Source organism: Rhodococcus jostii NBRC 16295, assembly GCF_001894825.1.
In the GTDB taxonomy this organism is placed as follows: Bacteria; Actinomycetota; Actinomycetes; order Mycobacteriales; family Mycobacteriaceae; genus Rhodococcus_F; species Rhodococcus_F jostii.
Map to the genome: position 1 here is coordinate 213,675 of NZ_BCWY01000003.1, position 26,454 is coordinate 240,128.

At 67.3% G+C, this 26,454-nt stretch carries 28 protein-coding genes; 12 read left to right on the forward strand and 16 right to left on the reverse strand.

The annotated features are described in order from the left end of the window. Genes RJ1_RS03735 through RJ1_RS03760 form a run of 7 tightly spaced genes read left to right on the forward strand, consistent with a single transcriptional unit; the run spans nt 1 to nt 4,578 of the window. On the forward strand, nt 1–957 hold the full coding sequence (locus tag RJ1_RS03735; RefSeq protein ID WP_073358547.1) for a NifU-related iron-sulfur-binding protein: 957 nt from the start codon (nt 1–3) through the stop codon (nt 955–957). Then, the gene (locus RJ1_RS03740; RefSeq protein ID WP_073358550.1) at nt 957–1,601 is read left to right on the forward strand and encodes a DUF5947 family protein; all 645 of its coding nucleotides are present in this window, start codon (nt 957–959) and stop codon (nt 1,599–1,601) included. The genes RJ1_RS03735 and RJ1_RS03740 overlap by 1 nt, the downstream gene beginning before the upstream one ends. Next, nucleotides 1,598–2,245, forward strand: a complete 648-nt coding sequence (locus RJ1_RS03745) for a DUF6084 family protein (RefSeq protein WP_073358553.1) — start codon at nt 1,598–1,600, stop codon at nt 2,243–2,245. Before RJ1_RS03740 ends, RJ1_RS03745 begins: the two co-directional genes overlap by 4 nt. Beyond that, the gene (locus RJ1_RS03750) at nt 2,242–3,684 is read left to right on the forward strand and encodes a hypothetical protein (protein WP_073358556.1); all 1,443 of its coding nucleotides are present in this window, start codon (nt 2,242–2,244) and stop codon (nt 3,682–3,684) included. Before RJ1_RS03745 ends, RJ1_RS03750 begins: the two co-directional genes overlap by 4 nt. After that, on the forward strand, nt 3,681–3,800 hold the full coding sequence (locus RJ1_RS49215) for a DUF6893 family small protein (RefSeq protein ID WP_378379854.1): 120 nt from the start codon (nt 3,681–3,683) through the stop codon (nt 3,798–3,800). Before RJ1_RS03750 ends, RJ1_RS49215 begins: the two co-directional genes overlap by 4 nt. A gap of 7 nt (nt 3,801–3,807) precedes the next feature. Continuing rightward, complete coding sequence (locus tag RJ1_RS03755; RefSeq protein ID WP_073358558.1) at nt 3,808–4,320, forward strand: hydrogenase maturation protease; 513 nt, start codon at nt 3,808–3,810, stop codon at nt 4,318–4,320. Between the two features lie 3 nt (nt 4,321–4,323). Continuing rightward, nucleotides 4,324–4,578, forward strand: coding sequence for a HypC/HybG/HupF family hydrogenase formation chaperone (locus RJ1_RS03760; protein WP_073358561.1), 255 nt, complete (start codon nt 4,324–4,326; stop codon nt 4,576–4,578). 7 nt (nt 4,579–4,585) lie between these two features. Here RJ1_RS03760 and RJ1_RS03765 read toward each other — a convergent pair whose 3' ends face one another. Then, the gene (locus RJ1_RS03765) at nt 4,586–5,374 is read right to left on the reverse strand and encodes a hypothetical protein (RefSeq protein WP_073358564.1); all 789 of its coding nucleotides are present in this window, start codon (nt 5,372–5,374) and stop codon (nt 4,586–4,588) included. Between the two features lie 209 nt (nt 5,375–5,583). Between RJ1_RS03765 and RJ1_RS03770 the strand changes: the two genes are divergently transcribed. Then, the gene (locus RJ1_RS03770; RefSeq protein ID WP_073358566.1) at nt 5,584–6,537 is read left to right on the forward strand and encodes an alpha/beta fold hydrolase; all 954 of its coding nucleotides are present in this window, start codon (nt 5,584–5,586) and stop codon (nt 6,535–6,537) included. A 3-nt stretch (nt 6,538–6,540) separates the two neighbouring features. Here RJ1_RS03770 and RJ1_RS03775 read toward each other — a convergent pair whose 3' ends face one another. Beyond that, nucleotides 6,541–7,524 carry an NAD-dependent epimerase/dehydratase family protein gene (locus RJ1_RS03775; RefSeq protein WP_073358568.1) on the reverse strand — a complete coding sequence of 328 codons (984 nt, stop codon included), beginning with the start codon at nt 7,522–7,524 and terminating at the stop codon, nt 6,541–6,543. A 35-nt stretch (nt 7,525–7,559) separates the two neighbouring features. Here RJ1_RS03775 and RJ1_RS03780 point away from each other — a divergent pair, with 35 nt between their 5' ends. After that, a complete protein-coding gene (locus RJ1_RS03780) occupies nt 7,560–8,207 on the forward strand; it encodes a ScbR family autoregulator-binding transcription factor (protein ID WP_073358684.1) in 648 nt (215 codons plus the stop codon). Here RJ1_RS03780 and RJ1_RS03785 read toward each other — a convergent pair. From RJ1_RS03785 to RJ1_RS03825, 9 genes are all read right to left on the reverse strand, one after another. Continuing rightward, entirely contained in the window at nt 8,204–9,163 is a 960-nt protein-coding gene (locus tag RJ1_RS03785) for a ScbA/BarX family gamma-butyrolactone biosynthesis protein (protein WP_073358570.1), read from the reverse strand. The two genes, RJ1_RS03780 and RJ1_RS03785, sit on opposite strands and share 4 nt — an antisense overlap. Before the next feature lie 102 nt (nt 9,164–9,265). Beyond that, the gene (locus tag RJ1_RS03790) at nt 9,266–10,267 is read right to left on the reverse strand and encodes a heme-dependent oxidative N-demethylase family protein (protein ID WP_073358573.1); all 1,002 of its coding nucleotides are present in this window, start codon (nt 10,265–10,267) and stop codon (nt 9,266–9,268) included. 58 nt (nt 10,268–10,325) lie between these two features. Next, nucleotides 10,326–10,823 (reverse strand): dimethylamine monooxygenase subunit DmmA family protein, encoded by a 498-nt coding sequence (locus RJ1_RS03795; protein WP_073358576.1) that lies wholly within the window; start codon nt 10,821–10,823, stop codon nt 10,326–10,328. A gap of 31 nt (nt 10,824–10,854) precedes the next feature. Beyond that, nucleotides 10,855–11,817: a PDR/VanB family oxidoreductase gene (locus RJ1_RS03800; protein ID WP_073358579.1), complete on the reverse strand. Its 963-nt coding sequence runs from the start codon at nt 11,815–11,817 to the stop codon at nt 10,855–10,857. Nucleotides 11,818–12,003: 186 nt separating this feature from the next. Next, the gene (locus tag RJ1_RS03805) at nt 12,004–13,653 is read right to left on the reverse strand and encodes an AMP-binding protein (protein ID WP_073358582.1); all 1,650 of its coding nucleotides are present in this window, start codon (nt 13,651–13,653) and stop codon (nt 12,004–12,006) included. A gap of 82 nt (nt 13,654–13,735) precedes the next feature. Then, complete coding sequence (locus tag RJ1_RS03810; protein ID WP_073358584.1) at nt 13,736–14,536, reverse strand: SDR family NAD(P)-dependent oxidoreductase; 801 nt, start codon at nt 14,534–14,536, stop codon at nt 13,736–13,738. Then, the gene (locus RJ1_RS03815) at nt 14,533–15,492 is read right to left on the reverse strand and encodes an acyl-CoA dehydratase activase (RefSeq protein ID WP_073358685.1); all 960 of its coding nucleotides are present in this window, start codon (nt 15,490–15,492) and stop codon (nt 14,533–14,535) included. The genes RJ1_RS03810 and RJ1_RS03815 overlap by 4 nt, the downstream gene beginning before the upstream one ends. 27 nt (nt 15,493–15,519) lie before the next feature. Next, nucleotides 15,520–16,860, reverse strand: a complete 1,341-nt coding sequence (locus RJ1_RS03820; protein WP_073358587.1) for a 2-hydroxyacyl-CoA dehydratase subunit D — start codon at nt 16,858–16,860, stop codon at nt 15,520–15,522. 28 nt (nt 16,861–16,888) lie between these two features. Next, nucleotides 16,889–18,061, reverse strand: a complete 1,173-nt coding sequence (locus RJ1_RS03825) for a 2-hydroxyacyl-CoA dehydratase subunit D (protein ID WP_073358589.1) — start codon at nt 18,059–18,061, stop codon at nt 16,889–16,891. A gap of 159 nt (nt 18,062–18,220) precedes the next feature. Between RJ1_RS03825 and RJ1_RS03830 the strand changes: the two genes are divergently transcribed. Both RJ1_RS03830 and RJ1_RS03835 read left to right on the forward strand, forming a co-directional pair. Continuing rightward, nucleotides 18,221–19,327: a CaiB/BaiF CoA transferase family protein gene (locus RJ1_RS03830; RefSeq protein WP_073358592.1), complete on the forward strand. Its 1,107-nt coding sequence runs from the start codon at nt 18,221–18,223 to the stop codon at nt 19,325–19,327. A 47-nt stretch (nt 19,328–19,374) separates the two neighbouring features. After that, the gene (locus RJ1_RS03835; protein WP_073358594.1) at nt 19,375–20,238 is read left to right on the forward strand and encodes a PaaX family transcriptional regulator; all 864 of its coding nucleotides are present in this window, start codon (nt 19,375–19,377) and stop codon (nt 20,236–20,238) included. Nucleotides 20,239–20,260: 22 nt separating this feature from the next. On the opposite strand, the gene RJ1_RS03840 is transcribed toward RJ1_RS03835, so the two are convergent. The 5 genes from RJ1_RS03840 to RJ1_RS03860 form a co-directional block, all read right to left on the reverse strand. Beyond that, nucleotides 20,261–20,512 carry a hypothetical protein gene (locus tag RJ1_RS03840; protein ID WP_073358597.1) on the reverse strand — a complete coding sequence of 84 codons (252 nt, stop codon included), beginning with the start codon at nt 20,510–20,512 and terminating at the stop codon, nt 20,261–20,263. Nucleotides 20,513–20,589: 77 nt separating this feature from the next. Further along, nucleotides 20,590–22,026, reverse strand: coding sequence for an aldehyde dehydrogenase (locus tag RJ1_RS03845; RefSeq protein WP_073358600.1), 1,437 nt, complete (start codon nt 22,024–22,026; stop codon nt 20,590–20,592). 35 nt (nt 22,027–22,061) lie between these two features. Then, on the reverse strand, nt 22,062–23,168 hold the full coding sequence (locus RJ1_RS03850; RefSeq protein ID WP_073358686.1) for an NAD(P)-dependent alcohol dehydrogenase: 1,107 nt from the start codon (nt 23,166–23,168) through the stop codon (nt 22,062–22,064). Between the two features lie 57 nt (nt 23,169–23,225). After that, on the reverse strand, nt 23,226–24,455 hold the full coding sequence (locus tag RJ1_RS03855) for an NAD(P)/FAD-dependent oxidoreductase (protein ID WP_073358687.1): 1,230 nt from the start codon (nt 24,453–24,455) through the stop codon (nt 23,226–23,228). A gap of 4 nt (nt 24,456–24,459) precedes the next feature. After that, nucleotides 24,460–25,782, reverse strand: coding sequence for a cytochrome P450 (locus RJ1_RS03860; protein ID WP_073358602.1), 1,323 nt, complete (start codon nt 25,780–25,782; stop codon nt 24,460–24,462). A 344-nt stretch (nt 25,783–26,126) separates the two neighbouring features. Between RJ1_RS03860 and RJ1_RS03865 the strand changes: the two genes are divergently transcribed. Continuing rightward, a complete protein-coding gene (locus RJ1_RS03865) occupies nt 26,127–26,447 on the forward strand; it encodes a 2Fe-2S iron-sulfur cluster-binding protein (RefSeq protein WP_073358688.1) in 321 nt (106 codons plus the stop codon). Nucleotides 26,448–26,454 lie beyond the last annotated feature (7 nt).

Genomic DNA, 26,454 nt, shown 5'->3' on the forward strand with positions numbered 1-26,454 from the left:
ATGGAAAGTGCTGGATCGGAGACGTGGGGGAGTGACGCAGTAGAGGAAGCCCCCGATCGGTGGCGGACAGCCGGCGAGCGAATCGACAGTCTGTTGGACGCGAGTTCGACAGGCGGGTCGGTGGCACGTGAGCGCGCGGAACAACTGGTCCGGGAGGTCGTAGAGCTGTACGGGGCCGGGTTGCAGCGGGTCCTCGAGATCATCGGCGACCGCGACGACGACCTCGTCGACAGGCTGGCCGCCGACGAACTCGTGGCCAGCCTGCTGCTGGTCAACGGGCTCCACCCGCACGGCGTCGAGACGCGGGTGGCCACCGCGCTCGACAGTGTCCGCCCCTACCTGGGCTCCCACGGCGGTGACGTCGAACTGCTCGGCGTGGTGGACGGGGTGGTGCGGCTGCGGCTGACCGGAAGTTGTCAGAGCTGCCCGTCGTCGGCGGTGACGTTGGAACTCGCCGTCAAGGACGCGGTCCTCAGCGCGGCCCCGGAAACCGTGGACATCGAGGTGGTGGGTGCGACGCCCGCGGCCGGGTCCGGACTGATAGCCGCGGAATCGCTATTCTCCCATGTGCATTCGGACGGATCGGACGGGTCGAGCGCTACCGGGACGTGGGTGTCGGTGCCCGAACTCGAGGAACTCACGCCGGGTGAGGTCGCCGGGTTCTCCGTGGCCGGGCTGCCGATCCTGGTGTGCCGGATCGGGGAGCAGCTGTTCGCCTACCGGGACCGGTGCGCCGCCTGCACCAATTCGCTGGCCGGCGCCACCCTGCAGCGGAAGGCGGGCGGGCAGGTCGGTGACGCGGTGCTGCGCTGTCCGTCGTGCCGGGCGCACTTCGACCCTCGCCGGGCAGGCCTGCGCCTGGACGGCGACGCCGACGCCGAAACGCTGGCGCCGCTTCCGGTGCTCGTGCGTGAGGGCGTCGTCTCCGTCGCGGTACCCGCCGCGGAGGTGGCGTGATGAGCACGTCGGGCAACGGGCTGCGGATTCTGCAGCGCATCGCGTCCGAGCGGCCGAAACCGGTGGTCGGGGAACGGTGCGACATGTGCGCCGAACCGATCGCCGCCGCGCACCAGCACGTGGTGAACGTGCAGGACCGGCAGCTCATGTGCGTGTGCCGCGGGTGCTATCTGCTGTTCACCGACGAGAGCGCCGAACTGCGCTTCCGGGCCGTCCCGGAACGCTACCTGTCGTTTCCCCGCTTCGAACTCGCACCGGGACGCTGGGACGAATTGGAGATCCCCGTCGGGCTCGCATTCGTGTTCCGGAACTCGTTGCTGGCCAAGACTGTCGCGTTCTATCCCGGACCGGCCGGGGCCACCGAATCGGAGCTACCGCTCGACGCCTGGGACGGGGTACTCGCCGCCAACCCGGCGCTCGGGCAGCTCGCCGCCGACACGGAAGCCCTGCTACTGCGGGTCCCGGAGCACGGTGAGGGCGACCCCGAATGCTATCTGGTCCCCATCGATGCCTGCTACCAGCTCGTGGGTGAATTGCGGCAGGTGTGGCGGGGATTCGACGGCGGCCAGGACGCGCGCCGGGTCATCGACACGTTCTTCGAGACGGTGCGTGCGCGTAGCCGCGTCGCGAAGGAGCCGACGTGACCGAGTTGTCGTTCCACGTGGAGGACGTGTTCCCGGAGCCGTTCGCGGTTGCGCCGAATCTCACTGCGCGCGTGGCGGTGACCGAGTCGACGGGTGCCGTGGTGCACGCGATGGCCGTCCGGTGCCAGGTGCGCATCGACCCCCAGCGCCGCCGGTACACGGACGGTGAAGGGGAGGGGCTCCTCGACCTGTTCGGTCCCCGCGAGCGGTGGACGTCGACGCTCAAACCCTTCCAGTGGATGCAGACCAGCACGGTTGCCCAGGGGTTCACGGAGTCGAGCGTGCTCGAGTTGCCGCTGCCGTGTACGTACGACTTCGAGGTGACGGCCTCGAAGTACCTGCACGCCCTGGACGAGGCCGGGTCGACGGTTCCGCTGGTGTTCCTGTTCAGCGGAACGGTGTTCACCCGGGGCGTCGCGGGATTCGGGGTGGAGCGGATCCCGTGGGACCGGGAATCGACTTTCGATCTGCCGGTCGCGGTGTGGCGCCAACTCGTCCAGGCGCACTACCCGAACACGGGGTGGGTGCGCCTCGACCACGACACCCTCGCCGCGCTGGCGCGGTACAAGGCGGCGCACGGGCTGATCGGCCTGGACGTCGCCATCGCAGACCTGCTGCAGGGAGCCGGGGAGGTGATCGCGTGATCTCCCCGGCGTCCCTGCAGCGAGTACGTGCCGTGGCCGACGCGGTGCTCTACGAGGGTTACCTGCTGTACCCCTACCGTGCGAGCTCGTCGAAGAATCAGTCGCGGTGGCAGTTCGGGGTGCTCGGACCGCCCGGGGCGGCGGAGTCGGGGGTCGGTGAGGACCCGCGGATGTCCTGCCAGACGCTGATGCGGCCCGGTGACCGTGCGGGGGTGAACGTCACCGTGCGATTCCTGCAGTTGCAGGTGCGCAGCATCGAACGTGCGGTCGACGGATCGCCGGACTTCGTTCCCGTCGACGAACTGACCGTCGCGGGGACGAGCTGGCTCAGCTGGGACGAGGCGGTGGAGCGCGAATTCGATCTCGGTCCCCAGCACCCCGGTGAGTGGACGGGCGAATACCGCCTCGACGTCCGGATCGAAGGCGGCACGGAGATCGAGGAACTCCGGGGCGGGGACGGATCGCTCGCCGGCCGCGCCGTCCGCACCCGCTGGCCCGCCCACGCGGTCGTGACGGTGGCGTGCGAGAGCATCGACGGGTTGAGCCGGGTGCAAGTGTCGGTCGAGAACGTGACCACCGCGCAGGACGCCGCCGACTGGGGCACCGAACCGCGGGACGCGGGAGTCTGGGGCAAGGACTCGGCGATCCGGCAGTCGCTGATCGGCGCCCACCTGATCCTGGCGGCCGAGAACAGCGAATTCGTCTCGCTCCTCGAACCTCCGGCCGGGGCGGAGCACGCCGCGGGCACGTGTGCGCAGGAGCGGTGCTACCCCGTGCTCGCCGGCCTGCCGGGGGAGACGGACCTCGTGCTGGTGTCGCCGATCATTCTGTACGACCACCCCGAAATCGCCGAGCAGAGCGACGGTGCTCTGTTCGACGCCACCGAGATCGACGAGATCCTCACCCTCCGGGTCATGACCCTCACCGAGGAGGAGAAGCGGCAGGCCCGCGCCACCGACCCGCTGGCCGCCCAGATCATCGACCGCTGCGAGCAGATGTCGCCGACCACCCTCGCCCAGATGCACGGCGTCCTCCGAAACCCGCACCTCCCCGACCCGCACCTGCAGGACCCGGGCCTCCCCGACATGGGGCTCGTCCCGGAATTGACCGACGACGTGCCGTGGTGGGATCCGGACGCCGACACCGCCGTGCGACCCGACGTCGACGGCGTCATCGTGAACGGGGTCCGGGTGGCGAAGGGCACCGTGGTGCGGATCCACCCGTCGCGCCGAGCCGACGCCCAGGACCTGTTCTTCGCCGGACAATTGGCTCGCGTGGTGACCGTGCACGCCGATGTGGACGGTGGCACACACGTCGGCGTCGTCATGATCGACGACCCGGCCTCGGAATTGCATGAGTGGTACGGACGGTATCTGTACTTCGCCCCGGACGAGGTGGAGCCCGTATCGGCAGACACCGGAAAGGAAGAACAGCCATGAAGATCCTTGGAGAGATGACCACTGCGGCGCTCGCGTTGGTTGCCGTCGCAGGCGTTGCGATCGCAGTCATCGCGATTCCCGACATCAGGCGGTATCTGCGTATTCGACAGATGTGAGCTGCACGTGACGGTGGACAGGCGGGTGCTGGTTGCCGGTGTGGGCAACATCTTCTTCGGTGACGACGGTTTCGGACCCGAGGTGCTGCGTGGTGTCGCGGCGAGGTCGCTGCCGCCGGGTGTCCGTGCTGTCGATTTCGGTATCCGCGGAACGCATCTCGCGTACGAGCTGCTCGACGGGTGGGGTGCGCTCCTACTGGTGGATGCCGTTCCGGATCGCGGTGAGCCCGGCGCACTGAGAGCGTTCGAGGTCGGCCCCGAGCCGGGGCCGGTGGCACCGCTCGACGCGCACAGCATGGACCCGGGAGCGGTGTTCGCGAGTCTGCGCGCCCTCGGCGGAACTCCGCCGCGCACCGTGGTGCTCGGCTGCCAGGTGGCGAACACCGACGAGGGGATCGGACTGTCGCCGCGGGTCGAGGCCGCCGTCGGACCGGCCGTGGACGCGGTGTTCGAGATCGTGCAACAACTGCTGGAGTCCGGCTCCACGGCAACGGTGCTACCGGACGGGACGGAGGGCTGAATCGTGTGTCTCGGTATTCCCGGTCAGGTGGTGCGCATGCTCGAGGGCTACGGAAACCAACTCGCGCTCGTCGACGTCGTCGGCGAACAGCGCAAGGTGAACGTCGGCATGCTGCCCGAGGACGTCCGCCTGGAGCCGGGCGACTGGATCGTCATCCACATGGGTTTCGCCATGGAAAAGGTGGACGAGGCGGGTGCGGAGAAGGCGATGGCGGGGCTGGAGATGATGGGCCGCTCGCGGACGGCCGACGAAGACTAACCCAGTTCTAACGCTGAGTCCCGGCGTGATGGGGGTCCGGTGGCCCGGCGACGAAGTCGCGTGCCCGGTTCCAGCGCGCGTGGTAACGCTCGTCGAAACGTGCCTCGGAGCGTTCCATCCGCCGCGGCCTTGTTGCGTAGCGGCGCACCGCCCACCAGGAATCGGGTTTGGCCAGGCGGATCGCGCCGACGATCGCGACCGGCTGGAACACGACCCCCACGATCCCCGTGACGAACTTGCCCTTGAGCAGGCAGATCACCGAGATGCCGAGCGTGACGAACAGGTAGCCGATCGACACCCACCATTCGGTGGTGCCGATCCGTCCGGTCACGAGTTCGGCGCCTCCGATCATCAGACCCGTGATCATCAGCGCGCAGAAGATCGCGTCCACCGACTTTCTGCCGGCAGTGCTCCAGTACACGTCGTCGAGGTGGACCCACAGCGCGAACTCGTCGAAGGTGAGCGCGAGGCCGACCCCGAACGCCGCCGCGAAGATGTTGAGCGCCGTGCCCTCCGGGGTGGTGGCGATGAGTGCTACCCCGGCGAGGGTCATGAGGAGGATCCCGAGAACCTGGTGATGGACGTGCACACCGCCGACGGTGATGTCGCCGATCAGACCGCCCTCCGGCTCGACCGCGTCGTCCGCCTCTCCCGTTTTCGCGCGGATTCGGCGGGTGATGGTCCGGGTGACGACGAACGTGACCAGGACCGCGATGAACAGCCACATCACCGGATACAGCACGACTACTCGGCTGTCGCCTTCGGTGTCCACGATGATCTCGGCGAGAACGGCCATCTCGACACTCCGTCAGGTGGGGGACATCATCCTCAATCTGGGTATACACCTCGTTCGCGGGCGGCGGACGAAGACGGAGCGTTCCGCTGCCGGACTGCACGACCGCGCCGCGGGTCACGGAGTCGAACTCGAGCGCCGCGGCGAGCCTTGACCCCGGCTGGGCGCAGGAGGAGCGTGAGGAGTCCCGGCTCAGGATGAGGTGATCGGTCGTGCGGAGATCTCGGCGGCCGTGGGTGGGGGTGCTCGTCGCAGTGTTGGTGGTCGTCTCGTCCTGTTCGTCGGACTCCGATGATGCTGCCACGCAAGACGTTGCCGGCCCGGTAGATATCGGCGGGGGCCGCAGTGTGTATCTGACGTGCAGCGGCGAGAGTCGCGACGGCGACCCGACCGTGGTCCTGGTCTCGGGGTATCACGATTCCTCCGATGTGTGGACGCAACCCGACCTGCTGACCCTGATCGGTCCGGCGACGGGGCCGCCGGTGTTCGAAGGCGTCGCCGCCTCGCAGCGGGTGTGCGCGTACGACCGGCCGGGCACCGTGCGTTACATCGAGGGCACTCCGCTGACCGACCGCAGTTCGCCGGTCCCGCAGCCGCGCACGGCCGAGGACCTCGTCGCGGAATTGTCGGCGGTTCTGAGCGCGGGGGAGGTGCCCGGGCCGTACATCCTGGTCGGGCATTCCCTGGGCGGACTGGTCGTTCGCCTCTACGCGCAGACCCATCCCGATCAGGTGCGCGGGGTCGTGTTCGTCGACGCGTTCAGCCCCACCGTTCCCGCGTTGTTCGGTCCCCAGTGGGCCGGCTACCGCGACGAACTGTTGAATCCCCCGATCGATCAGCTGCCCATACCGTCCATGCAGAGCCCCGAGTCCGAGCGCGTCGACCTGGACGCCAGTGTCGCGCAGGTGCTGGCCGCGCCCCCGCTACCTGCGATGCCGCTGGCGGTGCTGACGAAGACCGAATCGTTCGCGGGCCTCCAGTCGTTGCCTGGTCTCCCCGCCGAGGACGTGAACCGGGTGTACGAGAAGGCGCAGGACGACCTCGTCGCGTTGGCACCGGCGACGCCGCACACCTTCGCGACCGGTAGTGACCACTACATTCAGTTCTCACAACCCGATCTCGTCGTGAGCTCGACCGAACTGGTGGTCTCCCGCGCCGGGCAGTAGTGGCTACGGTCGGGACGGGAAATGGTCCATGGGACCGTGGTCGACGGTCGTACCCGTGGCGGCCCTGATGCGGCTCGGGTCGTACCAGTGGTCGCGGCCGATCAGGTCGAGGTGGCGTTCGGTCAGGCCGTGCCGCGTTCCGGCAGCCAGAGCTTGGTCGAAGGTGAGGCTGGTGGCCGGCAACCGAAGCCGGCCCGAGTCCGCGAGTGCGTGCCCGAGTTGACGGACGGTCACCGGGTCGGGGTGGCAGGCGTGGAACACGGCGCCCGGCTGCGCGGGGGTCCGCACGGCGAGGTCGGCGAGGAGCCGGGCGAGGTCGTTCACCTCGATGATCGAGACCCGGGATCGTCCCTCGTCGATCCAGGCTCCCAGCGTCCTGAGGATCCGGATCAGTCCGGGAACGAACCAGCGGTCGCCGGGGCCGTGGACCAACCCGGGCCGGACGACGCAGCCGCCCCGGGCGAGGGCCCGCTGTTCGGCTGTCAGCCTGCTCGCGCTCAACGCCGAGACGGGTGCGGGTACGGCCTCGTGCTCCCTGATTCCGCTGTGCGGCCCGAACCCGTAGACGCCGATGGTGCTGACATAGATCACCCGGCCGACCCCGTTTCGGGCCGCGGCGTCGAGGAGGTTCTCGGTGCCGTCGACGTTGACGGCGACACACTGCGCCGCGTCGTCACCTGTGTAGGAGGCGGCATGGATCACGACGTCGGCGCCGGCGAGCGCAGCTGCGAGGCTCACCGGATCGGTCAGATCCGCCCGCGCGGACGTCATGCCCGGAAGGTCCGAGCGCAGTGGGCCGCGGGCCACGCCGATGCAGCGGATCCCGGCCGACGCCAACGCCGTCAGAACGGCGGATCCGATGAAACCTGTAGCGCCCACGACCGCGACACGTAGGGGCGTGGACGGTGTTCGGCCGTTCTCCGTTGCGGTCGACGCTGGTACCGTCTCTCCGGGCACTGGGCGCGTGTTCCGTGCTTTCATCGTCATCGTTCTTCTCTCGTGCGGCAGGGAAAGGTGTGAACGTGGTTCAGCAGGCGCGTGCTGCGGCGACCCGACAGCAGATCGTCCGCGGGGCGGCGGAGATGTTCGAGAAGTCGGGGTTCGAAGGAGCCCGGCTCGGCAACATCGTCGAGAACGCCGGAATCACGAAGGGGGCCTTGTACTTCCATTTCCGTTCGAAAGAGGACCTGGCTCGCTTCATCATCGCCGAGCAACATCGGATCTCCATCGCGTCGGTCGAGGCGATCGGCCGTGAGCAGGTGTCGGCGATCGAGCAGATCGTGATGCTCTGCCACGAAATGGCCCGGCAGATCATTCACGATCCCGTGGTGCGAGCCGGTATCCGGATCACGCTCGAGCTCAGTGCCGACGACCAGGGACCCGCCGACCCCTATCTCGACTGGATCAACAGCTGCGAGATGCTCGCGAGGCGGGCCGTCGAGGAGGGCGACCTCCTCGCGGACATCGACCCGCCGAGGTTCGCGCGGTTCGTCATCGGCGCCTTCACCGGTGTGCAGACCGTCTCCCAGGTGCTGACGCAGCGCACGGACCTCGAGCAGCGCGTCGACGACATGTGGGGGTTCCTGCTCCCAGGAGTCATGCCGACGGCCCGGCACCAGGACATCGCTCGGATCCGCCGGGCGCGCTGGACACCCGTCGACGCCGATTAGACCCGCGGGCACGCGTTCACCACGGTAGGGACGGTGGCGGCCAGTGCCGCGGTTCCCCGGACGACCGCCACGCCGCTCTGCAGTATCGATCCCCGGACCGACGACGCGTCGTCGTCGACCACGTCCAGTCGGATCGTCGTCCGCTCGTCGAGTTCGGCGAACCGGTGGAAGGTGGCGTCGAGCGACTCGAGGCGCGCATCGGGCAGGCCGAGCCGGGCGCGGGCACCTTGCCGCAGCGCCTCGAGGATCAGCATCCCCGGAACGTGATCGCACGGATGGTCGAACAGGACGGGGTGCGCGGTGTCGACCCGCAACTCCCACTCGTTGCCCGCCACCTGCGGGCCCAGGACCACGTGCGCGTCGTCGAGATGACCGACCAGCCCGGGCCGGACGGGGTCGGGGAACCAGGGCGCCCCGACTGGTCGCGGTCCGCGCTCACCCCACCGGGCGCGTGAGTACGCGGCCGGCGGGAACACGGCCGCGTCACCGGTCGCGGTGCCGACCTCCCGCCCGCCGATCCGGAACCGCAGGTCCACCCGGAACGAGGACAGCGCCCCGCCGCGGTACGCGTGCCCGGACACGGCGACCTCGACGATCACGTCGGCAGCCGCATCCCCCACCTCGAGCGCGTCCGGCACCGCGGAAACCTGCAGGTGCTGCATGACGAACCGGTTGGGCAGCGGGACACGGTAGCGCGTATGTCCCAGGTAGATCGCGGTCTGCCGGAGCGTCTCCGCCAACAGCAGGGTGTCGTAGCACCCGCCCCGGGCCCGGTAGAAGCCGTGTAGGCGGGGCCACTGCGCGGCGACGACGAACCGATCCGGGCCCGGCAGCGGGACGCAGTCGGTGAGGAAGACCTCGGAGACGGACTGGCGATGCACATACCTGCGCGGCACCGTCCGCTCGAACGACATCGGGGGAAGCGCATCGGGAATCGGTCGGGAATTTCGCGCCACAACCCCACTCCCCACAGAACCGGTCGGCCCGATGCCGCGGACCGCCGAACTATAGAACACAGACCGGGTGGTCTGTGATGTGGGGAGTGCGCGGGGTACCTGTTACCGGGGTATCGGTTGGCGAGAGTGAGTGCGCAGCCACCGCGCCACATCGTGTCGGTACCCGTCGATGCCCTTGTACGCAGCGATCTCGTCGGGAAGTTCGGTGACGATGTCTGCCAGTTGCTCGGCCCACACCGGAATCGTGGCGATGTCGGACAGGGGCGCCAGGTAGGTGTGGATGTTGAACACCAGCGCACCGGTGAGCGGGAGGCGGATGAGGTGTTCCAACTCGATCCGCAGCTGCACGCGGCCGTAGTCCTCGTCCGCGAGGAGCCGGGGAAGGTCGTGTTCCCAGTGGGGCCGCGTTTCGAGGCTCGTGTCGCGTTGTGGGGAGCCGACAGCGGAGAACGTCCAGTTGACGCGTCGGAAGACGTGGTCGGTGGTCAGCCGACGCATGAACTGCTGAGCGCGGCCGGTGACTCCACCGCTGGTGAGTCCGGGAACCGGGCGGTGGATCTCGTTGAAGTTCATGCCGACGTCGAACTTGACCGACCAGTCGGCGGCGAACGTGACGAGCGCTGCGTCGAACCACAGCTGTTCCTGTCGCTCGGTGAGCAGCAGGATGTCGTCGGGTACCTGGCAACCGATGAACGTCAACGGGTCCTCGGGCAGCGTCGCGAGATCGCCGAGCACGAAGTGCTGGTCGATGCCGAGGAGAGTGTTGCGCCAGTGGTAGCTGTCGCCGCTGCCGGTGAGCTGCATGGTCTGCGGGTAGGAGTCGGACAGCTGCCGCATGAGGTAGAGCATCACGTCCCAGCAGGCCGGCATCATGTGGGGAAGGATCTGCACTCGGCCGGGGTCCCGCTGCAGGATCTCGCGTTTGAGTTGCATCATCGACACGTATTCGAGGCCGAGATCGACGATGTGCTCACCCCATCCGCCGGCGGGCGTGGGCGTGTAGCGGGGGGCGGGCTCGACGTTGACGGCGTAGCGGAAGGTCTTGTCGTCTTCCGAGAACGGCCACGGCAGACAGGCCAGGTCGCTTTCGAGTAGCTCGATCATGGTGTGCTCCAAAGAGTGTGGGTGACGGTCACGCAGGCGCGGTGAGCAGTGGTCGGCTCTACCCCACCGAGGCGAGGTACGTGGCGCGGTGGGAGGACGTGTGCGGACGAACCACCACACGGCGGGCGCAGCCGGAGCATTCGATCGTGGCGCCGGGCTCGACGACCGATCGGGTGGAGGTCTCGCAGTGCGCGCAGAAGACGCTGATGAGATCGGTGTGAACGACGTGGACCAGCAGTTCGCAGGGCAGAATGCCGGCGGCGCGGGCGAGGGCAACCGCCTCCATCACCTCGAGTTCGGGACCGGCGACGAGGAAGCGGTCGCCGACCGTGCCGGCTTCCATGATGTTTTCGACGTCGGAACTGTCGGTGAGCGTGTGTACCGTCGCGCTGCGTCCGGCGGATTCGAGTGCGCGTCTCCAATGGTCGAGCCTGGCCGTCGTCCTCGGGTCGTGGCCGATCGCGATCAGCTGGTAGTGCCTACCCGTGAGGTCCATGGTTGCCGCAGTGATTCCCACTGCCGCGGTGGAGGTCTCGGAGTCGTCGATGAACGTCACGGCCTGTCTCCTGTCCTGGTTTCCGAGGTGTTCACAGTTCGAGTTCGACTTCCGCTCCGGCCGCCCGGGACACACACGGCATCATGGCGTCGCCGGCGGCCTTCTCTTCGTCGGTGAGGTAGAGGTCGCGGTGATCGATCCGGCCGCCGCGCACGGGCAGTCGGCACTCCCCGCAGACGCCTTGGCGGCACAGGTTCGGCACGTCGAAGCCGTTGTCGAGCAACGCTTCGAGCAGACTCTCGTCCGCGTCGACGGGCACGGTCGTGCCGGTGCGACCGAGGCGCACCGTGAACGGTTTCCCGCCTGCGGCGACGCCGGAGGAGAACGGCTCCGAATGCACCCGCTGGATCGGCCAGCCCTGGCCGGTCGCGGCGCCGGCGACGGCGTCGATCATCGGCACGGGACCGCACGTGTAGAGGTGGGTGCCGATCGGTTGGCGACCGAGGGCCGGGGTCAGGTGCGCCCAGAACTCCTCCGGTGTCTCGACCGTGGTCAGCCGGTCGCCGCACAACTCGGCGAGGTCGTCCCGGTGCGCGCCGAATCCCGCACGGAAGGAGTAGATCACCTCGAACGAGCGGCCCCACTGCACGGCGGCGCGCACGTGCGACAGGACCGGTGTGACGCCGATACCGCCGGCGACGAGAAGGTGGTGTCGAGCATCGGGGACCGGTGCGAATGCGCTGCGCGGGCGGGAGACCGTCGCGCGCTCACCCGCGGACAGGGTGTGTATCCACTGTGAGCCGCCGTGTCCGGCGCGGTCCAGTCGCACCGAGATCGAGTAGTGGCCGGGCTCGATCGCGGGCCCGGTCAGTGAATACGAGTTGCGGTGACCCGGCCGCCACGTCACCGCGACGTGGCTGCCGGGTGTGAAGGACGGAAGGGTTCCCCCGTCGGTCGGTGCGAGCACGATCTGGCGGATGTCCTCGCACAGCATCGTGGTGTCGGCGACGACGAGGGACAACTCCGTCGCGGTAGCGGTTGGCGCGTCCCCCATCACAGCTGGTTCGGTCACCCTCACGTCCTCCGATCTGCCCATGGCGAGCGCCCATCGCGGTATTGCGATGAAACTGAGAGTAATGTCAGTAGACGCCAGTGAGGGTTACGCGTTCGTAAACACGTATGACGATCACGTGCCAGGGGCAGAAGTCGGGGGCGCGAAAAGGGAAGTGGTCGGGTGCGATCAGCTGCTGGAGAGCTGTTCCGAAGCCGGATCTTCCGCGGGATGTGTGGAGGTCAGCACTCCGGACGCTATGTCCGCCTGCACGCGGAATTTCTGTATCTTCCCGGTGGGCGTCATGGGCAGTGCGTCGGTGAAGTACCACAACGACGGTGTCTTGTGAGCGGCGATCCGCTCGCGACACCAGGCTTTCAAATCGGTCGCGTCCGGCGGATCGGCGGGGTCCGCCGGACGGACGACGGCGCCGATCTGCTCGCCCCATCTGGCATCCGGCACCCCGACGACCGCCACCTCGGCCACGTCCGGGTGCTGGAACAGCAGTTCTTCGATCTCACGTGGGTAGATGTTGAGTCCGCCGCGGATGATCATGTCCTTCAGGCGTCCGGTGATGCGCAGAAAGCCTCGTTCGTCCATCGTTGCGAGATCACCCATGTACAGCCATCCGTCGGCGTCGACCGTCGCGGCCGTTTCGTCCGGCATGTCGGAGTAGCCGAGCATCGTCTGGTAACCGCGACAGCATATTTCACCCTGCTCGCCGATCGGGAGAACCTCACCGGAGACGGGGTCGATGATCTTCACTTCCAGCTCCGGCAGGGGCTGTCCCACGGTCGTCGCCTGATCGGCGGGATCGTCGGTGACCCGGGTCTGGCTGATGACTCCGTGCATCTCGCTCTGCCCGAACAGGATTGTGAACTGGCAGTCGAGTTCCTCTATCACCCGCTCGACGAGCGTCTGGGGAACCGCGGCGGCACCGGACAGCACGGTGCGCAGACTCGACAGGTCGCGAGTGCTGCGATCCGGATGCTCGAGCAGTGTGATGAGCATCGTCGGAACCATCAATGAGTGCGTCCCGCGGTAGGTTTCGACCATTTCGAGTGTCAGTGCGGCGTCGAAGCCGGGCAGGACCACGTAGGTTCCGTGCGCGGCGAACGTCCCGAGTTCGGTCACGGCACCGCCTCCGATGTGATACATCGGCATCGCGTTGACGCAGACCACACGGTCCACCATTCCTGCCCTCTCGAACACGAAGGTGGCTTCGTTGACGATGCCCTTGTGATGCAGCAGAGCACCTTTGGGAAACCCGGTGGTCCCGGACGTGTACTGAATCTGCACCGGGGCGGTGGGTGCGACGGCAGGGAACTCCGTTGCCGGGTCACCGGCCGCGGCGAACGCTCGCCATTCGCTGGTCGGGACGACCTTGCGGAGGGCGGGCAGCGACGGCCGCACCTCCTCGAGAACGGCCGTGAGGTCCGCGCCGCGATAGCTCTCCCGGTAGAAGAGCCCGACAGCGCGGGACTGGCGCAGGATGTACTCGAGTTCGTGGGCACGGTAGGCGGGATTCACGCCGACCACCACCATCCCGGCCATCGCGATCGCCTGCTGGAGGATCACCCACTCGGCACTGTTGGGTGCCCAGATCGCGATCCTGTCTCCGGGTGCGAAGTGGGCGAGCAACGCCCTCGCCGCACCCTCGACGTCGGCGAGGAGTCGACGGTACGTCCATTCTCGCCGATCGGCCGGATCGGGAGTTCCGTCGACGAGGGCGAGACGGTCGGGTTCCGCTGTCGCGGCCTCTCGCAGCAGGTCGCCGACGGTGATGTCGCGGACTCCTGAGCTCGGTGTCGCCGGCCAGAGAGACTTTTCGAGGGGCATGATGCAATCCTGCCTTCGGGCTGTGCGGTGTGCGGGGGAGTTGGAGAGCTTGTGTGCGGAAATGCGGGTGGTAACCGATTGCTCATCCCGCCGAGATGCCGCCGTTCGGACTGACCACTTGACCGGTGATCCGGCGGGCTTGCGGGCTGCACAGGAACAACACGAGGTCGGCCACGTCGGCCGGTTCGGCGACCCCCAGCGACGCCAGCCCGGCGGCCTTCTCGAAGAGCTTCGCGCTGAACGGCTCGGCCATGACGCGATCGTAGGCGCCCGTGTCCCGGATGAGCGACGGCGTCACGGCGTTGACGCGGATACCGTCGTGTTTGGCTTCCATCGCAAGGGTTTTGGAGAACATCACGATGGCGGCCATCGCCGCGCCGAGGACGGTTTCTCCCGGGGTCGGATGCTTCGCCGCGTCGGAGGCGATGTTCACGATCACACCGCCGCGCTTCGTCCGCATGTGCGGCAGTACCGCGCGGCACATGTTGATCGGGCCGAGCGCCTGCTGCAGCAGGATGGACGGTACGGCCTCGGGTGGTGTGTTGTGGAAGAGCTGGGGCGAGTACACACTCGCGATGCTGTTGATCAGGATGTCGGCGGGGCCGAGCGAGGCGCTCAGTTCCTCGGTCACTCTCGCGGCTTCCGCCGGGTCGTTCACATCGCCTGCGGCGAAGAAGGCCCAGACACCCGACGCGAGTGATCGGACCTCCGTCGCTGCCTTCTCTCCCCGTTCGGTGTTGCGGCCGACCAGACCGATGCGCTGGGTGCCCGCCCGGACCAATTGACGGGCAACCTGCAGGCCGACTCCGTTCGTCCCACCCACGATGTAGACGGTCGCCTCGGACAGGTCTGGCACCCAGACTTCGTGTGTGTCTGTACTCATCGGATGTTCCTTTGCAGTTCGAGCGGCACCGGTTGACCGGTGCCGGGAGGGGACTGGCCGGGCGTGCCGTCGCAGTCCTGGCAATGGGGCGTACCGGCCGACTTGCTCGCCCGGAATTGTTCGTCCGTCGCGGCGTCGGACGACGTCGGGGAGGCCCTGCCGCCGGCGTAGTCGTCACGCGCCAGCAATCCGGCACCGTACGCGCCCGCGATCTGTGGTTGGTCGAGTACTTCCACCGGGTGTCCCAGCGCCCGCGACACGTGCAGACGCGCGGCCGGGTTCATTGCCACTCCGCCGGTCATCACCGTCGGCGTCGCCTTACCCACCTGCGCCACCAACCCGAGTGTGCGCGCCGCGACGGCTTTGTGCACCGACGCGGCGATGTCGGCCTTGTCGCGGCCCTGCGCCAGTAGTGAGATCACCTCGGTTTCCGCGAACGTGGCACACATGCTGCTGATCTCGAGGTTCTCGGAGCCGGCGAGGGCAAGTTCGCCGACTGCGCTGACGTCGACTTCGAGCGCCCGCGCGAGTACGTCGAAGAAGCGGCCGGTCCCGCTGGCGCACCGGTCGTTCATGGCGAACCGTTCCACGAGGCCGTCGTCGTCGACGATGATGGCCTTGCTGTCCTGCCCGCCGATGTCGATCACCAGCCGCACCCCCGGGTGCAGGGCTGCGGCGCCGCGGGCATGGCAGGTGATCTCGGTGAACGTGCGGTCCGTGCCGGGGACCAGCTTGCGCCCGTATCCGGTGCTGATGGTCCGCCGGATATCGGACTGCGAGACACCCGCCGCGGCCAGCGCACCGTCCATCGCGCGCGCGACCGCCTCACGGCTCACCGCTCCCATCTGGATCACGCTCGACCCGATCAGGGCGCCGCTCTCGTCGACGACGGCGGCTTTCGCGGTGGTCGATCCGAGGTCGACACCCATGACGCACCAACCGCCGGCAGTCGTCATTCTCGTTTCTCCGGACACCTCACCCATTCAGATCACGGACTTCATCCGTTGCACGTCGATGGCCTCGAGCATGGCCTCCAGGCGGCTGTCGAACAGTTCGTCGTTGTAGAACGACGCGTCGGCGACGTCGCCCTCGAAGAAGAACGACTTGACTCCGCGCTGCTCCTCGGCCGTGCGCGCCAGCATCGTCTGTGGATTGGTCATCGCCCGGCAGGTTCGGGTGGAGTGGAACGCAATCCCGTCGATCGCGTACTCGTCCAGGCGTCGGAGCAACAGTTCCTGCAGGTTCTTCAACCCGTGGTTCAGGGGGCAGAGGAGGTAGTGCTGCGCCATGCCCCGGAGGGGGTTGTCCACATCGATGAGCTGAGGCTCCTGCCAGAAGGACTCGTGGGTGTAGCGGCCGGCGACGACGGCAACGTCGTACTCGGCGAACTTCCGGGTGAGGAAGCCGAGCTTGTTCCAATTCATGATGCCGTCGAAATACACGCGGTAGCGCTCGTCCGGCAATGCACTGACCCCGTCGGCAACCCGCTGTTCGAGCTCGGTCTTCACACCGGCGAAGTAGTCGACGAGGGCCTGATTGCCGGGCAGGAAGTTGATCGGTGCGATGCTCGCGACCCAGTCCCAGTACGTCGCCGGGGTCGGTGCCTGTCTGCAGAGTGCCATTCCCTCGAGACGTAACTCGGAGGCGCGTTTGATGTAGGACATGCTCTCGCTGAGCGCATCCCAGTCGAACGGTCGTCCGGTCTGATACTCGAGGAAGGCGATCAGCTCGCGCAACTGACCCTCGACGTACTTGCCGACCTCGTTCCACTCCTCGCCCCGCATGTAGCCGGCGTCGGGTTTGTTGCCCCACAGCATGGGAATCGAGACGTTGAACAGGGGGAGCTTGCGGTCGAAGACTCGGTACGTCATGGCATCCCACTGCTGGCCGGTGCTGCATCCGGCGTAGCCGTTGACGAAGAAGTCCGGGGCCGGCAGCTTGCTTGCCAGTTCCTGCTGGTCGACCATGCCGACCACGCCGGTCTCTCGTTCGGCTGCCGATTGGTGTGTCAGCACGGCGCAACCGAGATGTGTTCGCGCATAGGAACACAGCTCACCGATGTAGCCGTACTCGGCGCCGGCTGCCTGCGCGGGTCCTTCGAGGTGCTGGGCGGCCAGACGGGCGGCGAACGCCTCGCCGTGACACCACTCCAGGCCCGCGGCCTGGAACAACGGGTTCAGCGCGGCGCCGTTGTACCAGACGACGTGCTTCCCACGTTCCCTGGCGGTGAAGATGTTCTCCCAGTAGTCGGCCACCATCTTGCCGCCGACCCGCGTGCTCGACAGCCGGCGGGCCTTTTCCTTGCTGGTCTGTTCGATCGACATGGCTAACTCCTCTGAGGGTGCGTCGAATTCAGGACGGAACGGGTGCGGGCAGACGGCGAATGCGCTCCACGAAGGTCTCGATCTTCGTGCGGAGCGTCTCGACGGGGTTGCCTTCGTGCTCGGTCTCGAGGAGCAGCAGAGGTATCCCGCGCGCGTCGAGCGCCTTGCGTAGTTCCGGGTAGTAGAGCATGTGGGGCTCGCAGAACTTCGCCATCAGGACGACGACACCGTTGGAGCGGCTCTCCTCGAGCGAGTCGATCAGGTAGGTGTCCCAGTCGACCCCGACGGTGACCCGTGTCGGGCACGGGGCGTTGTCGTTGCGGTCCAGGTACCACTCCGACAGTGCCGCCAGCGGGTCGCCGTTCTCGGGGACGTCGGTCGAGATGTACCGGAAGCCGGTGTACAGGTCGTCGTCGACGACGAGCACTCCGGATTCCTCGATCACATCGAGGACCTCCGGGCGCGGGGCGTGGCAGAAGTGACCGGAGAGGTGCAGTCGCACCAGATCGTCGGGCGCGTCGGCAGTCGGATCGAGCCGATCGAGAACACGGACGAGGGCGGCGTTGTGCTCTTCGATGTCCATCACCATGCTCGACTTCACCAGTGCCTGCATGTCGCTCGCGGTGATGCGCGCACGGCCGGTGCGACGCAGGTCGTAGAGCTCCCGAAGCAGACGCCGATTCGTGTTGAACAGCCGAATGCTCTCGGCGAGAGACTCATCCGTGATCGTCGAACCGACGACCTGTTCGATCTCGCTCCTCAGTTCGTGGATGCGGCCCGCCACCCGCGGCTTGGTCCACGGATCGTCCATCGCGCTGGTGAATTGCGCGAAGTGCACGGGTTTCTCGGGTCGTGCCCAGCGGATCACGTCGACCGCGCCGAGGAGTTGCACGCAGTGATCGGCGGCGACGAAGCCGTCGAAGACGTCGAGCTCACCGACTGCGGCCTGGTCGGCGACACTTCGGGTGTAGCCGCAGTAGAACTCGGCAAGCAGATTGCGTCCCTCCGTGATCGGGGTGCGGCTCTCCTGGACGATCACCGGCAACGCGCCGGCCGCGTGCACGATCTCGGACGGAAAGTTCATCGGAAAAGATCCGATCACGTGCTTCCCGTTCTTCTTTTTCCACGTTTGCGCATAGGTGACCGGGTCATCGGCGGTCGCTCGCAGCGACGACATGACGGTCGGATCCAGTTCGTTCACATCCAGCCTCTCGACTTCGTGGACTGATACACCGTGACGACTGACGAACTGCGCCGCGGCGACCTGATTGGAAATGTTACTTTATTTGATAGTGAGTATCCATACTTGTCAAACATTCGCTGTGGGAAACCCCGCGGCGCCGGCATTCGGAGGGTCCCGATGAAACGTGTGCTCGATGGACTGCGGGTGGTCGAACTCGCCGGGATCGGCCCGTCACCCCACGCCGCGATGCTTCTCGCGGACCTCGGCGCCGACGTCGTGCGAGTCGAACGTCCCGGAGGTGTGGCGCAGCTGCTGCCCGTGGACAAGGATGCGGGACTGCGGAATCGGCGCTCGGTGAACGCGGACCTCAAGGTTCCCGCCGACCTCGCGAAGGTGCTGACACTCGTGGACAGGGCTGATGTCCTCATCGAGGGCTATCGACCGGGCGCGGCGGAGCGACTGGGCATAGGTCCCGACGTCTGCCGTCAGCGCAACCCTCGGCTCGTGTACGCCAGGATCACCGGGTGGGGTCAGGACGGCCCGCTCGCCCCCTACGCCGGCCACGACATCAACTACCTCGCGCTCAGCGGCGCCCTGAACGCCATCGGCCGGGAGGGTGAACGGCCGCTCGCACCGCTCAATCTGGTCGCGGACCTGGGTGGCGGTTCGATGCTCGCGGTCATGGGCATCCTCGGCGCCCTGTACGCACGGGCGCAGAGCGGGGTCGGAGAGGTGGTCGACGTCGCGATGGTCGACGGGGTGAGTGCGCTCATGACGATGTTCTGGACCCTCACCGAGAACGGGCTCTGGTCCGATCGGCGGGGGACCAACGTCATCGACGGCGCAGCGCCCTTCTACGACACGTACGAGTGCGCCGACGGTCGGTACATCGCGGTGGGCGCGGTCGAGCCGGTGTTCTACGCCCAGCTGCTGGAGGGGCTCGGACTCGACCCCGAGGGTCTGCCGGACCAGTACGACGAGTCGGCATGGCCGATGCTCCGGAAGACCTTCGCCGACGTATTCGCCACGCGGAGCCGGGACTCGTGGGTGCAGGCGTTCGCGCAGCTCGATGCCTGTGTGACACCGGTGCTGGCCCTCGCCGAGGTGCAGGATCACCCGCACATCTCCGCGCGCAACACCATCGTGAGCGCATTCAGGCAGCGTCAGCCGGCCGCAGCGCCGCGTTTCGCGAGCACCGCCGCCGCAACATACGCGCCGCCCCGGACGCCCGGCTCCGACACCGAGGCCGTCTTCCGGGACTGGGCTGTCGATGACGATCACTGACCGGCACGGCGGGGTGTTGTGGCACCGGGCAGTCCCGATGCGCGACGATGGCACTCATGTCTGACTCGTCCGACTCGAACCAGGTACCCGCACCCGACAAGGAGGCGGCGTCGACCGGTAGCGCGCGGTCCGTCCTCGTCACCGTGCTCGGCGAGCTGGTCGAACCGTACGGGCAGCCGGTGCGGACAGCGGCGCTTCTCTACGTCCTCAAGGGGCTCGGGTACGGGGAGCATGCCGCCCGGCAGGCGATCGCTCGCACGGGTTCCGCGGGCCTGATCGCCGCGGACCGGAACGGACGCGAGACGCTGTGGACGTTGACGGACAAGGCCCATCGGCTCTTCACCGAAGGCGAACTCCGGGTGTTCTCCACCGACGTGGACACCACGCAGTGGGACGGTCGCTGGCTCGTCGTGAATGTGCCGATCCCGGAATCGCACCGCTCGACCCGCAAGAAGCTGTACGCCGCGCTGCGGTGGGCCGGTTTCGGGAATCCGACGCCCGGCGTCTGGGTCACTCCCCACGTCGACCGCGCGGCGGAAGCGGCGAGAACCATCGATTCTCTCGGATTGTCTCCCAACACGGTCTCGTTCGTCGGGGCGCTCGCCGTCCCCGGGATCACCGAAGACGAACTCGTCCGCCGCTCATGGGATCTGGACGCCGCCGAGAAGGAGTACGACGAACTCCTCGACCACTTCGACACCCACACGTTCGAAGCGGGCGACGAGTTACTGTTCGCGCACCTCCAGCTCGCGGACGCCCTGCGGCGCATGCCGTACATGGACCCCCGGCTACCCGAGGTGCTGCTGCCCGACTGGCGCGGGCTCGAGGCCGCCCGGCGGCTGCGGGACCTCCGCGCCGAGTGGACCCCCACCGCGCATGCGCGCTGGCGTCGGATCGCCGGTATCGACTGACGTCGGTCTGCCGAGGGCCTGTTCAGCGCGTGCTGCCGACTCGGGAGTACGGCTTCCGTGTCCGCACCGCGGGTGTGAGCTTCACCGTGCAGAGTTCGTCGAGCCGGCGCCGGACGGTGTCGTTGATTGTGGGGTGGCGGGTGAGGAGGCGTTGCAACCGGCGGTAGAACACGGCCGGGAAGATCCCGAATTCGGGGAGGATGTGTTCGTCGCCGCCGCCGAAGGGTGCCCATTTGACCGCGAAGCCGAGCATGGCGAGTTCTTCGTTGGTCACGACGTCTCCTTGTCTGTTCTCAGGTCTGGGTGCTCGGGTGCGGCCGTGCGGGGTGGCGCACGGCCGCACCCGCCGGGTCATCGCACGTCGAGGTAGATGCTCTTGAGCTGCTGGTAGCTCGCGAGGCCCTCGGGCCCGAGTTCGCGGCCGAGGCCGCTGCTCTTGATTCCGCCGAAGGGTGCGGTGGGGTCGTTGGAGTAGCCGTTGATGCCGACCGTTCCGCTGGCGACGCCCCGGGCGAACCGGGCGCCGCGGTCGGGGTCGGCGGTCCAGATGGAGCCGCCGAGTCCGTAGTCGGAGTGGTTGGCGATCGCGATGGCCTCGGCCTCGTCGGTGTAGGGGATGACGGAGAGGACGGGTCCGAAGATTTCTTCCTGGGCGATGGTGTGTCCGGTGTCGACGTCGGCGAACACGGTGGGTTCGACGAACCAGCCGTGGTCGGTGTCGGCGGGTCTGCGGCCGCCGGTGGTGACGCGGCCGCCGTCGGATTTGCCCTTTTCGATGTAGCCCTCGACGCGGTCGCGTTGCCGGGACGAGACCAGCGGTCCCATCTGGGTGGTGTCGGAGAGGGGATCGCCGACGGTCAGGCCCTTGGCGAGGTCGGTGATGGTGTCGACGATCTCGGCGTAGCGGGAGCGGGGTGCGAGGACGCGGGTGCCGAGCCAGCAGATCTGTCCGTTGTTGAGCAGGGTTGCGGCGTAGAAGGATTCGAGGTTCGCTGCCAGGTCGGCGTCGTCGAGGATGACGGCGGCGGATTTGCCGCCGAGTTCGAGGGTGACCGGGCGAAGTAGTTCGCCGCAAGTGCGGCCGATGGCGCGGCCGGCGGTGGTGGAGCCGGTGAACGAGACCTTGTCGATGCCGGGGTGGGCGACGAGGTAGGCGCCGAGGTCGCGTCCGCCGGGAACGATGTTCAGCACACCGGCGGGAAGCCCGGCCGCGATGGCGGCCTCGGCCATCAAGAACGCGTCGAGGACCGTCTCGGGGGAGGGCTTGAGGACGACGGTGCACCCGGCGGCGAGGGCGGGGGCGATTTTGAGGAACGTGATGGCCTGCGGCACGTTCCACGGGACGATGGCGCCGACGACGCCGATCGGGGAGCGGGTGACGAGGGTGGAACCGCCGAGCATGCCGGGCCGGATCTCGTCTTCCTGCTTTGCCGCCATCTCGCCGTAGTAGCGCAGCAGGATGGGCGGGAAGCCACCTTCGAACTGCCTGGCAAGGGTAATGGGCATGCCGTTCTGGCTGCTCACGCGGATGGCGGTGTCTTCGGCGCGGGATTCGAGTTCGTCGGCGAAGCGGCTGAGCACCTCGGCGCGCTGAGCGGCGCTCCACGATGCCCAGTCGGTGAGTGCGGCGCGGGCGGCGTCGACCGCGTCGTCGACGTCGGTCTCGATGCCCTCGGGTACCGAGCCGATCCGCTGCTCGGTGGTCGGGGAGATGACCGGGATGGTCGAGTCGCCGGACGGCCGTGCCCATCCGCCGCGGATGTAGAGATCTGGGTAGTCGATCGTCATCGGGTGTCCTTCGTGAGTAGTTCGGGAGTGAGTGGTCAGTCGTGGACGAGGACGGGTTTGAGGACCTCGCCGCGGTGCTGGGCGTCTATGGCGTCGTTGATTTTCGCGAAGGGGAAGGTGGTGACGAGCTTGTCGAGTGGGAACCGGCCGGTCTTGTACAGATCGACCAGTTCGGGGATGAACTCGTCGGGGACGCTGTCGCCCTCGATGATTCCGGTGATGGTCAGGCCCATGGCGAGGGAGTTGATGATGTTCAGCGGCACTGACGCCGCGGGGTCGGCAGGCACGCCGATGAGACCGATCTTGCCGTGGAACGTCATGGCGCCGACGAGGGATTCGATCACGGCGGGTACGCCGGAGGTGTCGATGGCGTAGTCCACCCCGGCGGGGATGATGGCCCGAACCTGCTCGGCGAGGGGGCCGGCGGCGGGGTCGAGGACGTGGGTGGCACCGAGTTCGAGGGCGAGGTCGCGCCTCGACTGGTGCGGTTCGACGGCGATGATGGCGCTGCAGCCCTGGACGACGGCGCCCATGACGGCGGCCAGCCCGACGGATCCGGCGCCGGCAATGAGGATCGCCGATCCGGGTCGGCAGTTCAGGGTGCGCATGACTGCGCCGGCGCCGGTTTGGATGCCGCAGCCCAGGGGTGCGAGGAGTTCGGCGGGGACGTCGTCGGGGACCTTCACGACGTTGCGTTCGAACGCGAGGCTGTGCGTGGCGAAGGAGGATTGTCCGAAGAACAGACCGGTCAGCGATTCACCGTCGGTGGTGGTGATCGGTCCGGTGCCGTCGTCGCGCACCCCGTCGTAGGCGAGGTGCATGAACTGGTGGCAGTACGAGGGCGCTCCGGTGGTGCACGACGGACAGGTGCCGCAGCTGTTGAAGGTGATGGCGACCCGGTCGCCGGGGGCGACCTTGGTGACACCGTCGCCGACGGCGCGGACGACACCGCACCCTTCGTGGCCGAGGACGGCGGGCAGTGCGGTGGGGAGGGCGCCGTCGCGGGCGGCGAGGTCGGTGTGGCAGATGCCGACCGCCTCGATCTCCACGAGTACTTCACCGGCCCGGGGGCCCTCGATGGTGATCGGTTCGAGGGTGAACTCGGTGTGCGGTTCTCGCGCGACTGCTGCGAGTGCTTCCATCATCAATACTCCAGGTGTCGTGGGCCGGCCCGAAAAGGGCCGGTTGAAATCGGATGATCAGAGAACGGTTTCCCGCAGCGGCGTCGCGGGATCGGCGAGGGCAGTGCGGTCGACCTTGGTGCGGTTGCCGATGAACTTCTTACCGGCCATGAATTCGCTTGCAGCATTCACGGTCTCGACGGCCACCGGTATCCCGTCGCTGTCGAGGTGGAACAGGGCGAACGAGGTGTCGGAGGCGTCGCCGCGCAGGACCGCCCGGGTGTCGGGACCGACCATGCCCGCCATCTTCATCTTCAGGTCGAACTGATCGGACCAGAACCACGGCACCTCGTGCGGCGGCATGGGTGCCTTCATGATGACGGCCGTCGCCTGCTTCGCCTGTTCGACTGCGCTGGGGATGCTTTCGAGTCGCACCATTTTTCCGAGCGTGTCGTGGAGGCGGTACGTCACGTCACCGATCGCGAGGACGTGCGGATCGCTGGTGCGTGCCGAACCGTCCACGACGATTCCCGCGAGGCAGTCGATGCCGGACTCCCGTGCGAGTGCGTCGTTCGGGATCGCACCGACGCCGACCAGAACGAGGTCACACGGGATTTCGGTTCCGTCGCCGAGGGTCACACCGCCGACTCGGCCTGCCGTCCCGGTGATCTCGCGGACCTCGGCCCCGGTGTGGATACGCGTGCCGCGATGTCGATGGAACTCGGTGAGGACGGTGGACAATTCGGGGCTTGCGACGCGCGCCAGCACCCGGTCTTCCCGTTCGATCACCGTGACCTCGCATCCGCGAGCGCGGGCCGACGCGGCGACCTCGAGCCCGACGTACCCACCGCCGATGATGGCGAGTGCCGATCCGGTGTGCACGGCGTCGCGCAGCAGGGTGGCGTCGGCGAGGGTGCGGAGGCTGAGTACACCGGCGAGATCGCTCCCCGGCAGCGTCAGGGTTCGCGGCGCGGCGCCCGTCGCGAGGACGAGCGTCGTGTACTCGAGGACTGCGCCGGACGCCGTCGTCGCGGTTCGGGCGTCGCGATCGATACGGACGACCGGATCGCCCAGCCGGGTTTCGATCTGATTGTCGGCGTAAAACGATTCCGGCTTGAGCCACTGGACGAACTCGTCCTCGGCGTACTTCTTCGACAGCGGCGGGCGGTGATACGGCGGATGAGACTCCTCGCCGCAGAGGACGATTCGGCCGTCGAACTTCTGCTGCCGCAGCATGCCGGCGAGTGTGCCGCCGGCATGCCCGGCCCCGACGATCACCACTGTGGGTGACGGGTGTGATGCGATCATCATGCTAACCGGTGAACTCGATCTTGACGGGCATGTTTTTCATCCCGCCGACGAAGTTCGTCTGAATCATCTTGGTTTCGTCCATCAACTCGAGCGACTCGATGTGGGGGAGCAACTCCTCGAACATGATTCGAAGTTCCAGCTTTGCCAGGTGCTGGCCGATGCACATGTGCGGGCCGTAGCCGAAAGCGATGTGCTTGTTGGGCCTGCGGGTGTAGTCGAAGCGGTCGGGATCCGGGATGACGTCCGCGTCGCGGTTTCCCGACTGGTACAGCAGCATGAAGCGGTCGCCCTTCTTGATGTCACGACCGCGGAGCGTGTAATCCTGGGTTGCCTGACGCATGAAGTGCTTGACCGGCGACGCCCAGCGTAGCGACTCGTTGACGATCTGCGGAGCCAGCGCCAGGTCCGCTTTCGCCTTCGCCAGCAGGTCGGGATGGCGGCCGAGTTCGAGCATGCCGCCGGCGAGGGTGCTCGACGTGGTGTCGTGCCCCGCGGTCGCGATCGCGATGAAATATCCGTAGGCCACCTCGTTGGGGTAGTACTCGCCGCTCTCGTCGCGGGCCACCGAGATGATCGTCGCGAGGTCGTCGCTGGGGTTGGCTCGCCGGTCCTGGAGCAGTCTCTCGAAATACGCGTAGAAGTCCTGGATCGTGGCCACCCACTGCTTCGCAGCTGCGTCCGGGGTCAGCGGTTCGACGTCCTCACGAACGGCGTCGGGATCGGCGGTGCCGAAGAACTCTTGCGTCAGCGCCATCATCCGGGGCTCGTCTTCCTCGGGCACCCCGAACAAGCTCATGATGACGTGCAAGGGGTAGTGAAGTGCGAAGTCCTTGACGAAGTCGATCCGCCCATCTGTCTCGCGGAGCCTTCCGACGGCGGCCTTGGCCAGGTCGCGGATGACTGTTTCCCACTTCGCGAGGTTGGTCGGCCGGAACCAGTCCAGCGCGATGTCCTTGATCGCGGTGTGCTCCGGCGGGTCGAGGTAGGTGAGGGTCTCCAGAATGCGGAGGCTGCCGTTGTTGATGCTCTTGGTGAACTGGTCGCCGGCCTGGTTCGCCAGGATCGGGTTGACGGAGCCCTTGTCCTCACCGCCCGCGCTGGTGAAGATGTCGGGCTGTCGTTCGATCTCCATGATGTCGGCGTGCTTGCTCACCAACCAGATGGGGTCGTATCCGTCCACCACGGCGCGGCCCAGGGGGTTGTTCTCCCGTAGCCAGCGGTAGGCCTCGAACAACGCGTCGTTGTCCCGGTGACCCTCGGGTAGAACGATCTGGCGGGCGACGGCGTCCGGAATCAGTTCCGTTACCTGCTCTGTAGTGCTCATCAATTCCCCTTCATGGTGCAGTGAGTTCCGGCGCCGTCTGTCGCGGCGCCTTCGCCGACTGGAGTGACTTCAGCCTGTCAGCCACGAGAGTGAGGCGCATCACACCATCGATCGAAAGTTGTCCACCTAACGGGGTATGTGTGCAGGGCCACCCCCGCGTCGCCGCCTGGATGTGCGGGAAGAATCACCCCATGGGAGGGGGGGAATCCGCCGAAGAGGTGATGCGCAGGATCAGTGACCCGCGACACAATTTTGGGTACAGAACGCGGCCGGACCCCGAGACGGCAACCAGCTCATGGAGACGGCCCGCGCAGATGTTCACCGAACAATCCGAAGGAGTAGCCATGCCCACCGTCGTATACCAGCTCCCAGACGGCTCGACGTCGTCCGTCGACGTCCCCGCCGGTCAGAGCGTGATGGACGGGTCGGTACGCAACAACCTTCCCGGCATCGTCGCCGAATGCGGCGGTAGCTGCTCGTGCGCCACGTGCCACGTGTACCTGGACGGGGACTCCGCACCGGCCTTTGAGGCGCCGACCTTGGAGGAACAGGACCTCCTCGAGTTCCTCGACGGTGTGCAGCCGTGCTCTCGCCTCGCGTGCCAGCTCGTGCTGACGCCGGACGTGGACACCATCACGGTGACCGTGCCGTCCTCGGACGCCTGACGTCTTC